The organism is Leptolyngbya sp. FACHB-8, assembly GCF_014695575.1.
Classification (GTDB): domain Bacteria; phylum Cyanobacteriota; class Cyanobacteriia; order Elainellales; family Elainellaceae; genus Vacuolonema.
The window spans coordinates 69,675-83,861 of sequence record NZ_JACJOO010000053.1; the positions used below are offsets into that span (position 1 = coordinate 69,675).

At 50.6% G+C, this 14,187-nt stretch carries 14 protein-coding genes and 2 pseudogenes; 3 read left to right on the forward strand and 13 right to left on the reverse strand.

Features of this window, described 5'->3' with window-relative positions; genetic code table 11:
* Positions 1-154: 154 nt before the first annotated feature.
* The 6 genes from H6F91_RS12855 to H6F91_RS12880 form a co-directional block, all read right to left on the reverse strand.
* On the reverse strand, positions 155-1,129 hold the full coding sequence (locus H6F91_RS12855; RefSeq protein ID WP_190770333.1) for an aldo/keto reductase: 975 nt from the start codon (positions 1,127-1,129) through the stop codon (positions 155-157).
* Between the two features lie 279 nt (positions 1,130-1,408).
* Entirely contained in the window at positions 1,409-1,795 is a 387-nt protein-coding gene (locus H6F91_RS12860; RefSeq protein ID WP_190770334.1) for a type II toxin-antitoxin system death-on-curing family toxin, read from the reverse strand.
* On the reverse strand, positions 1,792-1,989 hold the full coding sequence (locus tag H6F91_RS12865) for a DNA-binding protein (protein WP_190770335.1): 198 nt from the start codon (positions 1,987-1,989) through the stop codon (positions 1,792-1,794). The genes H6F91_RS12860 and H6F91_RS12865 overlap by 4 nt, the downstream gene beginning before the upstream one ends.
* 93 nt (positions 1,990-2,082) lie before the next feature.
* Positions 2,083-2,256: a hypothetical protein gene (locus tag H6F91_RS12870; protein ID WP_190770336.1), complete on the reverse strand. Its 174-nt coding sequence runs from the start codon at positions 2,254-2,256 to the stop codon at positions 2,083-2,085.
* 79 nt (positions 2,257-2,335) lie between these two features.
* Positions 2,336-2,833: a DUF3368 domain-containing protein gene (locus tag H6F91_RS12875; protein ID WP_190770337.1), complete on the reverse strand. Its 498-nt coding sequence runs from the start codon at positions 2,831-2,833 to the stop codon at positions 2,336-2,338.
* Positions 2,830-3,078, reverse strand: a complete 249-nt coding sequence (locus H6F91_RS12880) for a UPF0175 family protein (RefSeq protein ID WP_190770338.1) — start codon at positions 3,076-3,078, stop codon at positions 2,830-2,832. The genes H6F91_RS12875 and H6F91_RS12880 overlap by 4 nt, the downstream gene beginning before the upstream one ends.
* Before the next feature lie 55 nt (positions 3,079-3,133).
* Between H6F91_RS12880 and H6F91_RS12885 the strand changes: the two genes are divergently transcribed.
* On the forward strand, positions 3,134-3,325 hold the full coding sequence (locus tag H6F91_RS12885) for a hypothetical protein (RefSeq protein WP_190770339.1): 192 nt from the start codon (positions 3,134-3,136) through the stop codon (positions 3,323-3,325).
* Between the two features lie 12 nt (positions 3,326-3,337).
* On the opposite strand, the gene H6F91_RS12890 is transcribed toward H6F91_RS12885, so the two are convergent.
* The 5 genes from H6F91_RS12890 to adhE form a co-directional block, all read right to left on the reverse strand.
* On the reverse strand, positions 3,338-4,096 hold the full coding sequence (locus tag H6F91_RS12890; protein WP_190770340.1) for a hypothetical protein: 759 nt from the start codon (positions 4,094-4,096) through the stop codon (positions 3,338-3,340).
* A 50-nt stretch (positions 4,097-4,146) separates the two neighbouring features.
* The gene (locus H6F91_RS12895) at positions 4,147-4,404 is read right to left on the reverse strand and encodes a hypothetical protein (protein ID WP_190770341.1); all 258 of its coding nucleotides are present in this window, start codon (positions 4,402-4,404) and stop codon (positions 4,147-4,149) included.
* A gap of 340 nt (positions 4,405-4,744) precedes the next feature.
* Complete coding sequence (locus tag H6F91_RS12900) at positions 4,745-5,878, reverse strand: ATP-dependent 6-phosphofructokinase (RefSeq protein WP_190770342.1); 1,134 nt, start codon at positions 5,876-5,878, stop codon at positions 4,745-4,747.
* 22 nt (positions 5,879-5,900) lie between these two features.
* Complete coding sequence (gene acs, locus H6F91_RS12905) at positions 5,901-8,702, reverse strand: acetate--CoA ligase alpha subunit (RefSeq protein ID WP_242035763.1); 2,802 nt, start codon at positions 8,700-8,702, stop codon at positions 5,901-5,903.
* 83 nt (positions 8,703-8,785) lie between these two features.
* A complete protein-coding gene (gene adhE / locus H6F91_RS12910; protein WP_190770359.1) occupies positions 8,786-11,443 on the reverse strand; it encodes a bifunctional acetaldehyde-CoA/alcohol dehydrogenase in 2,658 nt (885 codons plus the stop codon).
* Positions 11,444-11,761: 318 nt separating this feature from the next.
* Between adhE and H6F91_RS28560 the strand changes: the two are divergent.
* Positions 11,762-12,068: pseudogene (locus H6F91_RS28560) on the forward strand (dihydroorotate dehydrogenase-like protein); the annotation flags it as partial.
* 62 nt (positions 12,069-12,130) lie between these two features.
* Positions 12,131-12,189, forward strand: a pseudogene (locus H6F91_RS28565) (hypothetical protein); the annotation flags it as partial.
* A 46-nt stretch (positions 12,190-12,235) separates the two neighbouring features.
* On the opposite strand, the gene H6F91_RS12920 reads toward H6F91_RS28565, so the two are convergent.
* Entirely contained in the window at positions 12,236-12,451 is a 216-nt protein-coding gene (locus H6F91_RS12920) for a hypothetical protein (RefSeq protein WP_190770344.1), read from the reverse strand.
* A 166-nt stretch (positions 12,452-12,617) separates the two neighbouring features.
* Positions 12,618-14,042: a LuxR C-terminal-related transcriptional regulator gene (locus H6F91_RS28285; RefSeq protein ID WP_190770345.1), complete on the reverse strand. Its 1,425-nt coding sequence runs from the start codon at positions 14,040-14,042 to the stop codon at positions 12,618-12,620.
* Positions 14,043-14,187 lie beyond the last annotated feature (145 nt).

The following is a 14,187-nucleotide window of genomic DNA, read 5'->3' on the forward strand; positions in this document are numbered from 1 at the left end:
GCTTTGCAAACCAGTTCCGAAGATGAGGATGAGTTTGAGGGGAGCGATCGCAAACCCCTCAAACTCAAGTGAACCGCTGCCTGCGCTGATGCCAAATAGTAAGGCCGTGGTGTTGAGTTCGGTGGAGTCTCGAAACTCCTAACTTCTCACTTGTTTAGGGAACCCGTTCACCCCTAGCTGCTGTAAACATTGCGTACCACTCTTCCCGTGTCAGGGCGACTTCATCTGCTAAAGCGCACGCTGCAATCCGTTCTGGTTTCGTTGACCCCACAATGGGTTGAATGCCCGCAGGGTGGCGCAACAGCCAAGCAAGAACAATGGCCTCAGAAGTTGTCTGCTTTTCCTCAGCCAACTGACTCACTAGCTGAGCCGTCTTGCCCAATGCCGTATCTGCTTCTACATTAGGCTTAAAAAGCTTGCCACCGGCCAGTGGAGCCCATGCCTGTATCAGGATTTTGTGGTTACGGCAGTAGTCCAGCGTTCCTGTTGCCAGGGCTGAGCTAACGCCAGGTATGTTAGCAACAATGCCCTCATCAATCAAATACGGGTGCAGCAGGCTCAGCTCTACCTGATTGATCAGTAGTCCTTGCCTCAAGCTCTTTTGCAATAGCTCAATCTGCCTTGCGGTATGATTGCTGACACCGAAATAGCGCACCTTGCCCACTGAATGCAATGCATCAAAGGCTCGCGCTACCTCTTCGGGTTCTGCCAGTGGGTCAGGGCGATGCAGCAGCAGAATGTCGAGGTAGTCGGTTTGCAGTCTTCGCAAACTGCCCTCCACTGATGCAATGATGTGCTCATAGCTGAAGTCATAGCGCTGCGGGTCGCCAGGTTGAGGCTCTCCCGCAAAACGAATACCGCACTTTGACTGAAGCACCATTTGCTCACGCAAACCTGGCGAGGCTTTAAGCACATTACCAAACACCTGCTCTGATTTGCCGCGTGTGTAAATATCGGCATGGTCAAACAGGGTAATGCCTGTTTCTAAGGCTACCTGAATGGCCCGAGATGCGGTTTCCTGCACATCTGTAGAAAGCGGTGCATCATCCCAGGTGCCACCAATATTCATGCAGCCATAGGCAATTCGCGAAACCCTCAAATCAGTGCCCGGCAGCGTGTAGGTATGCATCAGCGTCTAGAGCTAGGTGGAGTGATGATGAAGCTGGAAGGGACAGCTCAAGCTTCGTTTGTATTGCTTAGGTTGTATAGATTTGGGCGATCGCCCCCTTACCAACAACTGCCAAATGCCTCATTCCCAATACCGAATTTTCTACACAAACTTCCAATGCTGGCAGTTCACACGTCCTGAATTATATACACGAAGAACCTAACTCAGACACAGGTGAAGCTAGTCTCATAAGCACTCTGAACGAATTTGAAGGGGATGGTTGACCACTTTAATGACTTGTTAGCGAGCGGTTGTGTTCTGTTGCAACCATTCTAAAAATGCCTCGCGTCTTAGTTCACCCGATGTAATCGCCAACACCAGATGTTCTTGTTCATCCACAGAGGCGTTAATTTCCATTCCATTCAAGACAAGAAAAGTTTCTGTCGCAGCATGACCTGTACGTTTGTTACCATCCACAAATGAATGATTCATGATGATAGAAAATCCTAATGCGACTGCCTTCTCAAGCAATCCTGGGTACAAATTTTCTCCACCAAACGTCATTCGGGGCTGAGCGATTGCTGCCTCTAGCAACCCAATATCTCGGATACCTAATGCTCCACCGGATTGCTCAAGAATTCTGCGATGCAGTTCTAATACCTCAATGAGCGTCAAATAGCGGATCATGCCAAACGTCGATACAGTTCAGCATTCTTGTTCAGCACATAATCAGCTGCACTAACAAAACCACCTTTCTGCAGATTGAGCCAATCCTCCAGGCTTGCTTTCAAGAGCACCTCAATTGCAATGCCGTGTACCTTTGCTAAATCTTGTAGCTGTTGGAATTGGCTATCTGAAAGATCAATGGTGATAGAAGCCACAGCGATCGCTCTCCTCATATTTCTGAGTAAAGTCTAACACCCACAACTGACCAACAAGTTTGCTGTGCAGTCGCAACCAAGAAACAAAGCTAGCTAACAGCAGTTTTCAGGGTCTCTCCTGCACAGCAAGCGGCTTCGGGGAATCCGCTGTACCAGGAACGTTAGCGACTCCCAATCTTCCCAAATTTGACTAGCCAGGGATTTGCAGCGATCTCCCTCATATCCCTGGCTTCCCTCGGCAGCGATCGCCTCCTCTTGGTCACGCAAGCGAGCGCCCCCTTTCCCTCAGCATAAGCTTTGGAGAAACCTCTCTATAAGAGAATTGACATTGCTCTCTTGCAAAGGCTTATTCGATTTCATCTACTATGTTCAGGATTTGATTGTATAAAGCTTTGGATACTCTGAAATCGGAAGTTGCTATTAATGCATCCATTAAGGGTTTAACCGCAGGGATAACATTCTTTTGCTTGGCTTCGACCAGGATACCTAACAGCCCAGTAATTTTGACTCCGAGGCGGTTTGCTTCTGCTCTTCCGCGACGCTCATCGATCAAGAGTAAGTCTGCGTTGAGTTCAAGAGAGAGGGCGATCGCCTCAGATTCTCCAGGATCTAACCTCACTTCATTCTGGAGGCGTTCAACAACCTCTCGATGCGTAACTTGTCTAATTCCCAACCAGGAAGCAGTTTGAACTTCAAGGGTTCCCGGAACAGGCGGATCAAGATCTGTAAGTTCTCGGTATACCGCTTCTGGGATGATGACTTGTTGATAAAGCTCGGGCAGGAGTTGCAGATATTGAATGGCTGCCAGATTTGTAATCGCTGATGTGTCGCTAATGACGATCACAACCGTCCTAACTCCCGCAGGTTTTTCAAGTCCAGTTCAAAGTCTTCAACATCGTAGGAGTAAAGGGGGATGTTGCGCTGCTTCAGGAGTTGGCGAAAGGCGTTCAATGGCATGTCGGCTAGCTTACTGGCATAGCCTACGGTCAAGCGGCCTGTTTGGAATAGGTGCAGCGCAATTTCCTGGCGAAACTCGCTGGGTGTGAGCTGGGATGCTTGCAAAATCTCGTCTGAGATAACAACACTCATAACGACGTTACCGACAGTTACTCTTTGAGGATAACCTAAAAAACATAAGGCTTTCTTGGGGCGATCCCCTCCTCTTGCTCACTCAAGCGATCGCCCCCTTCTTTTAACCCAAGCGATCGCCCCCTCTTCCTCAGTAAAAGCGATCGCCCTCATAGCCCCGGTTCTCCTTAGCAGCGATCGCCTTCTCTTGGTCTTACAAGCGAGCGCTCAATCCAAAATTTTGGTGAAGGCGATTCTTTCACCCTAAAAGTTCGTGAATTTATCTTTTATGCTTTGCCAAAACTACTAGGAACTCATCAACTACTTCTCTTGGTGAACTATAACATCGTTCAGCAGAGTAGTGCTGAATACATAGAATACCTGATTTCTTAAACCATATATCCTTCTCAGAATCCTTCTCATATCTACCTGGATGATACGAAACTTCTAAAATACCCCAGACACCATCCTGGCAAATGAGAAAATCTACCTCGCGATGATCATTGTAGAAATTCCCTGTATCCGCACGAACTCCTAAAGGAAGAGGAAAGAATAAAACTCTTCGTACCTCTAATTCCTGAGCGATTCTAACCTCAGAATGAGAAGCAAACTTCATTTCATTGTAAATATAAATTTGCCTTTCCTTCTTTAAAGCTACTTTCTCGCTTATCAAAGCCTGATTAGAGCTTTGTGCATTGACAATTAAATTTTTAACAATGTTTTTCCAGTCATTCTCTATTTCTAAGAGACGAACTCGGTAGACGAAAGGCAAATCTTCTACTAGAACATCGTTGTTATCATAAATATATCCTTGACTAACAGTTTGCATTGCACGTTCCATAACCTTTTTTATCCGCTCGTCATTTTTTATATAGACATAAGCAGAAGTTGAAACATCAAATGCAATAGCTTCAGGGTTATAGCCACTATATACAAAAGATACTTCGGTTTCTATGGCAATTGCTGCAATCTCTTTGTAATCATTATCAACGAGAAGCTGAACCCAAGTGCGATGCAGTTTTGCTTCAAACTCATTCATTGTAAGCCCTAACTTCCCAAGAATACTTGTCTCTTGAATCGCTGCTGCCTCTAGAAAGTTTTTGTTAGACTTATTCCATTAAGCTTAAGTTGCTTGTATAGGTTTACCATTTTACTCAATTCGGTTTTGAATGAATCGCTCAAACCTAATTCCTTCATAACCTCAGCAAAATCGAGAGATTGAAGTATTGGGGCATGAATTAAAAATTGCATATTCATTTCAGCCGTTTTTGTTCCATCACCTTGCGCTTTCGCGAGTTCAATCCTTGCTCGGATGGATTCAAGAATGGCTTTTTGCTCATCTGTCATATCTTCACCAAAACTCGATACAGTAGTTTGGAGCAAATCTTTAGAGATGCTAGTCTGATAAAAGCTACACTTCTACCAGCCTGATAGAAGGAAAACTGATCCTAACTTGTTTTCTTTATAACACTTCTAATTAGTTGACCCACAAGAATTTCTCTAAAGATTATTTGGAGCCAAATGAATTTCTGAAAAGCTTAAGTATTTGCGAATCTTATATGGTGAAGCAAGGCAAAAAGCCGGGGAATCATTACCTATAACACGCTAAGTGTTCTTAATATTTTTAGTTTATACGGAAAGAGAATATTAAAGCTGGAAGAGACAGTTCCAGCTTCGTTTGTATGGTTTATGTTGCCAGGGCTGGGGCGATCGCCCCCTCACCCACAATCTCTGGATGCGTCGTCCCCAACGCCGGATTACCCACATAAATCCCTAGACCACGGGCGGTTTGCACCAGGAAGCCAGTGGGGTCTACCAGGCGAGGGCTTTGGGAGAGGACGTATTCCAGGGGATGCACCTTCACCTGGGCACCTTGCCAGGTCACCATGTGGTCAAAGCGACCCTGAGCAACGAGGTCTACCGCTGTAGTCCCAAAGGCAGCGGCGACCAGGCGATCGAGGGCTGAAGGCATACCGCCTCGCTGGACATGACCCAGGACGGTGACGCGGGTTTCCACCGGGACGGAGCGGAGGAGGGCGATTTGATCCGCGATGTATTGACCCATCCCACAACTGGGTTTGTCATCTTCGGTCGTACAGATGGGAGCACCGGGAACCGCCTGGATGCCTTCGGCAACGACGACGATCGCAAACTTACGGCCCCAGCGATCGCGCATATTATCCAGGTGATTGCACACTTCCTGAATGGAGTAGGGAATTTCGGGAAGCAGAATCACATCCGCACCCCCTGCAATCCCTGCATTCAGGGCCAGGTGTCCGGCTTCACGGCCCATTACTTCGACCACCATGACGCGATCGTGGCTAGCTGCTGTGAAGGTAAGGCGGCTAATGGCATCGATCACCGTATTGATAGCCGTGTCGAAACCAATAGAGCGTTCCGTTACACCGACATCGTTATCAATGGTTTTGGGGATAGCAACCATATTCCAGTTACCCTGGTGAGCCAGTTGGCGCAGAATGCCAAGACTCCCGTCGCCTCCGATGGCAATCAGGGCATCCAGAGCCAGGTCGTGATAGCTGGCGATGATTTCCTGGGCCTCTGCCAGGGTGTTGCCCCGGTTAATGGTGCCCAGGATGGTGCCACCCATCGTCAGCAACGGGTCCATGCCTCGTAGAGCCGTCTCGTAAAGGGTGAGGGGGATGGTTTTGCGTTCTAATAAGCCCTGTGTCGCATAGGGTATGCCAACTACCTCCCAGCCATACTGGAGGGTAGCGTGGTGGACGACCGCCCGGATAACGCCATTTAGGCCCGGGCAATCCCCCCCGCTGGTCATAATGCCAATGCGCTTTTGTTTGCTCATATAGTGCTCCCGCGATAGAGGTTTATGAAGCCGAGTGCAAATCCAGGTCGGCTCTGACCACGGATGGATCGGCAGTGCGATGAATACTGAAGCCTAACTTTTCGCAGACCCGCTGCATGGGAATGTTATCCGAGAGGATGTCTGCGGTGATGGTATCAAGCTTTTCATCGACGCCGACCTGCACCAGACGGCGGAGCAGAGCGGTACCAAGGCCGTGGCATTGGTAGCGATCGCTCACCATCATGGAAAACTCTGCTGAGTTTGTCCCGTGCAGTCTGCTCAACCGTCCGGCGGCCATTATTTCAGACTCGCCTGTGGCTGGATCTTGGCGCTCTGCCACGAAGGCCATTTCCCGGTCGTAATCGACATAACAAATTCGGGTAAGGCGTTCGTGCGTTGTGCGCTGGCTCAGTTTCATCATGTGGAAGTAGCGCATATATACGCTTTGTTCCGACAGGGTTTCGTGGAAGCGCACCATCAGGGGTTCGTCTTCGGGGCGAATGGGGCGCAGTACAACAGGGGTGTCCTCATAGAACCAGTCGGTAATGTACTGGCTGGGATAGGGACAGATCGCGGTTTTGGGTAGTTTCTCAAGCGGTGTTTCCGGAGGATGCAGCACAACCCGTGCATCCAGAGCCACCAGACCCGTGTTCGTCCCCGCCTGAACGGGAGAGGCCACTAATGGGTTAATGTCCAGTTCCTTAATCCAGGGCTGCTCCACAATGAGTTGGCTGAAGCGGGTGAGCAGTTGCTCCAATCCAGCCAGGTCTACGGCAGCACGACCGCGCACTCCTTGCAGGGCTTTGTAAATCTTGGTGCGTTCCATCAAACGCCGAGCCAGTGTGCTGTTCAGGGGCGGCAGACCGATCGCCCGATCCTGATACACTTCCACCAATTGACCACCCGAACCAAAGAGTAACACCGGGCCAAATTGTGGATCTAAGCTACTACCGAGAATGAGTTCGTAACCTTCTAATTTCAACATCGGTTGAACGGTTACGCCCAGAAAATCATCAGGGTTGGAAATGGCTTGGGCGATCGCCGCATACGCATTCCGCACCGCTTCTGCATTCTCTAAATTCAACTTCACACCACCCACATCCGTTTTGTGAGTAATAGTTTTGGAATGCAATTTGAGGACAATTGGATATCCAATCGCATCTGCATAACGAACAGCTTCGTCAACGCTGGTAGCAACGTGTGTTTCAACGGTGGGAATATCATAGGCCGTTAATAACTGCTTGGATTCCGCTTCCGTCAGAAGTGTACGCCCTTCCTTGAGCGCTGTTTGGATGAGGGATTCGACTAGAGTGCGATCGGGTGCTTTGTCCCCTCGGGAAGGCAACACTGGCGTTTCATACAATCCCCGTAGGGCATCACTATAACGCCACATATTACTGAACACCCGCGCCGCTGTATCGGGGTAGCGGTAGGTGGGAATCCCTGCATCATTCAGCAAATTTTCCCCCGGAGTGACATCGTCGCCGCCCATCCAACTCGCAATGATGGGCTTGGCGTTGCGAGAGGCAAACGGCCTCGCTTGAGCGGCCTCAACATACTGCTTCAGTTGAGCAGCAGTTGCCGTGGGGTTGGTCATCGCCTGGGGTGTCAGGATGACTAACAAACCATCACTGTTGGGATCTTTTGCCGCCACTTCCAACGCTTTTGCATAACGTTCAGGTTCGGCATCCCCAAGGATGTCGATAGGATTCGCATGGCTCCAGTGGGTGGGCAGAAACTCGCTCATTGCATCCACAGTTTCCTGGGGCAATTCTGCTAATTTGCCGCCTGTCGCGATCAGGGTATCCGTTGCTAATACACCAGGCCCACCGGCATTGGTAATGATGGTCAGTTTCGGGCCTTTGGGTCGCGGCTGTTTCGCCAGAACTTCCGCCAGATCGAACAGGTCAGAAATGCGGTTAACGCTGAGGACGCCGCAGCGACGGAATGCGGCTTCTAAGACCGCTTCACTACCTGCTAATGCGCCTGTGTGAGATGCAGCAGCTTTCGCAGCGGCTTCGGTACGACCCGCCTTCAATACAATGATGGGCTTGGTAAGCGCCACTTCCCGCGCCGCCGAGAGGAACGATCGCGCATCCCCAATGGATTCCATGTAGATGACAATGCTTTCCGTGTTGGGATCATTCCCCAAGTAATGGATCAGGTCGCCCCAACTCACATCCAGCATAGAACCGATGGAGACAAATGCACTAAACCCCACATTCTCCCGGAAACTCCAGTCGAGAATGGCAGTACACAACGCGCCACTCTGGCTGATAAATCCCACGGTACCAGGCCGAGCCATACTACTGGCAAACGTCGCATTTAGCCCACTGATCGGATTCATCACGCCGAGGCAGTTGGGGCCAATCAGCCGCATCTTGTAACGGCGGATTTGCTCCATCACCTGCCGTTCCAACTCAATCCCTGCTGCTCCCGTTTCCTTAAAACCAGCGGAAATAATGATCGTCCCCTTAACACCGGCTTCCCCACATTCCTGAATCACGGAAGGAACGGTAGGGGCTGGGGTGGCGATCACCGCCAAATCCACCTGTTCAGGGATGGCGGCGATGTTGGGATACGCGCGAATTCCCAAGACGCTATTGCGCTTGGGGTTCACGGGGTAAACAGTGCCACCAAACGAAGTGCTGACTAAATTCCAGAGGAGGGTACGACCGACGCTGTTGGGGCGTTCACTGGCACCAATGACGGCGATCGCCTTCGGAGCAAAAATCGCATCTAGCGGACGATACTCAACGCGCAGCAGATCGTGGGTGGGGTCGCTTGTCAGGGCCATAGGATTGTGGAGTATTGCACTCGACATAGGATATCCCTTCTTTTTCGTCGATGGGGCTCGCGCAGAGAAGATGGGATGGAAGTTTACACTCCCATCCCGTGGTCATTCGATCAGGTTGTTAGCAGTTCCGAGGGATCAGTGTGTGCCTCATCCGTGTAGCGAGGTGTGGCATCGGGACGGCAGCCTAGATAGCTCAGCACATACAATTCCTTCAAATCACTAATTAACGGATAGCGGGGGTTGGCCCCGGTGCACTGGTCGTCAAAGGCTTGCTCAGCCATTTCTTCCACCTGCTCATAGAAGGTGCGGGCATCAGCAGGAATCACTTCTGCCAATGTACGGGGAATGTTCAAGCGGCGTTTTAACGCTTCGATCGCATTCACCAAATTTTCCACCTTCTCATCTTCGGTGATTCCGCCCAGATTCAGATAATCTGCAATCCGTGCGTAACGGAATTTAGCATTCGGATACTTATATTGAGGAAAGATGGCTTGCTTAAAGGGCGCATCTGTGGCGTTGTAGCGAATGACATGAGAAATCATCAGCGCGTTTGCCAAACCGTGCGGTACGTGGAAAGTTGATCCCAGCTTGTGCGCCAGCGAGTGACAAATACCCAGGAATGCGTTAGCAAAAGCCATCCCGGCGATCGTGGAGGCATAATGTACCTTCTCACGAGCTTTTATGTCAGTCGCGCCACTCTCGTAAGCACTGGGCAGGTATTTGAACAGGAGCCGAATCGCTTCCAATGCAAGACCGTTGGTATACTCCGAGGCCAGCACTGAAACGTAGGCTTCGATCGCATGGGTCAAGGCATCCAGACCACTGTAAGCGGTCAAAGTCTTGGGTAGATTCAAGACAAGTTCGGGATCAACGATCGCCATATTCGGTGTCAACGCATAATCCGCTAGAGGATACTTGATCCCCGTGCGATCGTCCGTTACTACTGCAAACGGTGTGACTTCCGATCCCGTCCCCGAAGTCGTGGGGATCGCCACCAGTTGAGCCTTCGCACCGAGAGGCGGCAATTCGTACACCCGTTTGCGAATGTCCATGAACCGCATCGCCAACCCATCAAAGTTGGTTTCAGGATGCTCGTACATCAGCCACATCACTTTAGCGGCATCCATTGGGGAACCGCCCCCGATCGCAATAATCACATCAGGATTAAACTGACGCATTCGTTCCAAGCCACGATTGACTGTGCTGAGAGACGGATCAGGTTCTACATCGTAGAACACGTCATACCGCATCCCGATTTCTTCCAACACATCGGTTACGCGATTAGTCATGCCCAAATCATACAGCGGCTTGTCCGTGACAATAAAAGCCCGCTGACGGTCTTGCAAATCCCGCAATGCCATGGGTAAGCAACCATACTTGAAATACACCTTCGGCGGAACGCGGAACCACAGCATGTTTTCTCGCCGCTCCGTCACCGTCTTAATATTCAGCAAGTGTTGCGGGCCAACGTTACCGGATACGGAGTTACCGCCCCAGGTGCCACAACCCAGCGTTAATGACGGATCAAGCTTAAAGTTATAGAGGTCGCCGATCGCCCCCTGCGAAGACGGTGTATTAATTAACACACGCCCCGTCGTCAGCGTATCTTTGAACGTGCGAATGTGCTCTAAATTCTGTGGATCGGTATAGAGAACAGACGTGTGACCCTGCCCACCAAACTGAATGAGTTTTTCAGCCAGATCGACAGCTATATCAAAATCAGGTGCGCGATAGAGGGCGAGAATGGGTGAAAGCTTTTCGTAGGCGAAGGGTTCGTCACAGGTAACGGATTCGACTTCGCCAATTAGGACACGGGTTCCAGTAGGGATGGTGATGCCAGCGAGTTGAGCGATTTTCTCGGTAGATTGGCCCACAATATCCGCATTAATCCGCCCATCTTTCAGGATGACTTTGCGAATTAAATCCTTCTCTTCGTCATTCAAAAAGTATGCCGCACGTTCAGCAAACTCATGTTTGACTGCATCATAAACTGCATCTTCGATAATGACCGACTGTTCACTAGCGCAGATCATACCGTTATCAAACGTCTTACTCACCAAAATGGAGTTCACCGCCATTTTGATGTGTGCAGAACGATCAATCACGGCGGGTGTATTGCCTGCACCCACACCCAGGGAGGGGTGACCTGACGAGTAAGCCGCCCGCACTATACCGGGGCCACCCGTCGCCAGAATCAGCTTCACATCGGGGTGACTCATCAGCGCTTGCGACAATTCCACCGTTGGCTCATCAATCCAGCCGATAATATCAGCAGGGGCACCCGCCGCGACAGCTGCATCTCGCACCACACGCGCCGCTTCCATGGTGCTGCGACGGGCGCGAGGGTGCGGAGAAAAGATAATCGCGTTGCGGGTCTTGAGACTAATCAATGCCTTAAAAATGGCGGTAGAGGTGGGGTTGGTGGTGGGCACAATTCCCGCCAGAATCCCGACAGGCTCCGCCACACGTTGAATCCCGTAGGCCGGATCGGATTCGACCACGCCGCAGGTCTTCTCATGTTTGTACTTGTTGTAAATCATTTCGGAAGCAAAGTGATTTTTGATCACTTTGTCTTCAACAATGCCCATCCCCGTCTCTTGAACGGTGAGCTTGGCGAGGGGAATGCGATGGGCATTGGCAGCTAAAGCAGCATACCGAAAGATGGTATCCACTTGTTCCTGGGTAAACGTTGCGTATTGCGCTTGAGCGGCTTTGACCCGTTGAATCAGGGCCTCTAGCTCTTGCAGGTTAGTAACAGCAGTAGTCATTACAGGTAAGTCCTTGTGGGTGACACGTTGCAGAACGGGTGGAACAGTTTGGAACAACTGAGAAATGCCCGAACGGGGCGCCTTCATGGACAACGAACATCTCCATCCCCAGTTCTAAGAAAAGATGTTGAGGAAGTTGTGAGGATGTACTCACCGGGATTTTTAAGCCCAGGGCGAAGTGAGCCGTTTGTTTGCTATGCAAACAAACGGCTCACTTCGCCCTGGGCTTATCTACTTTTCGTAGTGCGATCGCACCCACGAGTTCTGGGTAGGTGTAGGAACATTTTGCCTCAGATCCACAGGTCTAGAACACCAGCGATCGCCATCCTCTATCCCTGATTTGGCAGCAACAGGCGGCATCAGCCACGGACAGGATTGCATCAAAATGCTCATGGCTGGCGCAAAAGTCACCCATGCCTGCTCTGTGTTAATGCGCCATGGCATCAGCTATTTACGAGTGTTAGAACAGGAAACGGTACACTAGATGGAAGAAAACGAATACGAATCCGTCAAGCAAATGTAAGGCAGTATGAACCAAATTAACTGCCCTAACGAAAGCGCTTTTGAACGAGTGCAATACATAAAGGGGATTCAGTCCTATCACCCAGAATCCTTTGCACCATAGAAGTAAGCCTCGCGAAATAGGAGAGACATTCCATAGAACGTCTCCCTTTTGCCATACCTTCTATCAGCGACGATGGTCAAACTCTGACTAGCGGCAGCTTAGACCAAACCATCAAAGTATGGGACTTAACTACAGGGCAATTTGTGCGTACGCTAGCAGAAGCTCAATCACCCATCAATGGAGCAGTTTTCTTCATTGCAGGAAATGCTGGCAGCCGCCTCTTCAGGAACGATGGTGAAGCCACCGACGCGGATACCTTCAAACCCAAATTGCTCCCGCAACACCTGGCTAAAACTGGCAATAATTGCAGGCAGTTGTTGCTCGATTTCAGCACGTAACTGATCCGCTTCGGGAGGGGGATTTCCAATGGCTTGTACAGACATAAAACGAAAGTTCTATTAAAGTGGTTCCCCTTATTCTAGGTGGAAAGATGAATCTGGGTGACAAGATGAACCCTCAAACAGCCATTCTCATTTTGAAATTAAGCTCGGAAACGGCCCGCCGTCTGAGACGGATTCCGAGCTCCACTGAAAGTGACAGGAAATAAACTCATACCCAGCCGCGAATAGCAGCCTGATACACGGCCTGATACCGATTCTTCGCATTCAACTTGGTGAGGCTATTGTTGATGTGAAACTTAACGGTGCTTTCACTAATAAAGAGATGCTGAGCGATATCGCGATCGCGCATTCCCTGCACTAATAACCGCATAATCTCCTGCTCCCGCTCCGACAACTGCTGATTATCTTCAGCCGTGTGACAGGGGGCGCTCTTGCCATGCTGCACTTGCTCCACCAATGCCCGTAATTGATTCGGCTGAATCGAGAGATCAATGATAGCCAGGGCTGTGGGAGGCACTGGGCCAGCAGAACCGCAACGGAGCCATATCAAAGGGCGCTCTGGGGTAGTCGCGCCAAAATCATCTGTGAGCAGCAGTACATCGAGTTCTGAGGATTCGCAAACCGATAATCCAGCCAGGTAAGCGAGATGGGTGAGAGCCGCTTGTAGGGCCGGAGCGCTGCATTGAATAGCGATCGCTGGCCCCACAGTACATGTAGGGTAGGGCAATGTTAGTAACACTTGCACCACAGGCCGCGGGCTCCCCAATTGCGTTTTCAAGGTTCCTCCCAGACAGGTAACCACCAGCCGGAGATCCTCGAAGTGCGATCGCACCCATGCCGTTCCAGCCTCCGCTAAGTGTTTGGGAACGGGGGCGATCGCCTCCAAAGAAACTGATTGTGGGCTGTAGATTAAGCGGCAGTAGTTACATTGCAGCCGATTCAACACTTCCGCCACTTTCAGGAAGATATAGGTGGACGCAGGCGGAAGGGGCTGCTCAGTCCCCACCAGCATCGGACGGGTAGAGCTGAGCACCGTGGCCAGATGCTCTGACAGGGCCAACACCTCATTTATAGGAAGCGCAGGAGTTGGCCTGGGCTGCATTTGCTGTATCTGTACTGCTGCATCCAGAGCAATGCTGGTGGTCATGCAAAGCACTTGTAACACTTCTAAAAACTCTGGGGCGAGAGGGCGATCGCTGAAGGTAGCCAGCACCCCAATAACCCGATCGCCTGCCAACAGAGGGTAGCCCGCAAACCCCTGGATATTATTAGCGATCGCCCACTCCCGATCTTTTACCCAGGACTCGTCGGCCAAGTGGTTGCTGAGAAACGGAATGCGATTTTGGGCAATTTTGCCGACCTTGTAGGCCCCCATGGCTATTCGGGCAAAAGAGCCGTTGATATGAGTGTAAAGACCCGACGAGGAAACCAAGCGCAGGGCGGCCTGGTCAGGCTCCACCAACCAAATACGGGCGAAGACACAGTCGAATTGCTGAACAAGAGCTTCCGTGACATGCTGAGCGATCGCCTCCGGTTCCAAGCACCCCGAGATCGTCCGGGCAATCTCATTGACGTGCTGGAGTTCGAAGAGGAGACGAGTAGAGTCAAGAAGTGGAGCAGCGAGGTCAACCACAGAGACCGTGCGAGAAAAACGACAGCGAAGAGAAAAGGCAGCAGTTGCCCAAAAATACGCAACGGGCTCGAAGACAGAAAGAAACACAGTTCTGGATATTTCCAGTTGAATATAAAATTGGTTTTCGCTTTGTATCGAACAGTAC

Coding starts and splice junctions, on each gene's coding strand:
- H6F91_RS12895 (WP_190770341.1), bottom strand. CDS start 4,404: ATGACAGATGAGCAAAAAGCCATTCTTGAATCCATCCGAGCAAGGATT.
- H6F91_RS12920 (WP_190770344.1), bottom strand. CDS start 12,451: ATGTCTGTACAAGCCATTGGAAATCCCCCTCCCGAAGCGGATCAGTTA.
- H6F91_RS12855 (WP_190770333.1), bottom strand. CDS start 1,129: ATGCATACCTACACGCTGCCGGGCACTGATTTGAGGGTTTCGCGAATT.
- H6F91_RS12880 (WP_190770338.1), bottom strand. CDS start 3,078: ATGAGTGTTGTTATCTCAGACGAGATTTTGCAAGCATCCCAGCTCACA.
- H6F91_RS12860 (WP_190770334.1), bottom strand. CDS start 1,795: ATGATCCGCTATTTGACGCTCATTGAGGTATTAGAACTGCATCGCAGA.
- acs (WP_242035763.1), bottom strand. CDS start 8,702: ATGTCGAGTGCAATACTCCACAATCCTATGGCCCTGACAAGCGACCCC.
- adhE (WP_190770359.1), bottom strand. CDS start 11,443: ATGACTACTGCTGTTACTAACCTGCAAGAGCTAGAGGCCCTGATTCAA.
- H6F91_RS12900 (WP_190770342.1), bottom strand. CDS start 5,878: ATGAGCAAACAAAAGCGCATTGGCATTATGACCAGCGGGGGGGATTGC.
- H6F91_RS12890 (WP_190770340.1), bottom strand. CDS start 4,096: ATGAATGAGTTTGAAGCAAAACTGCATCGCACTTGGGTTCAGCTTCTC.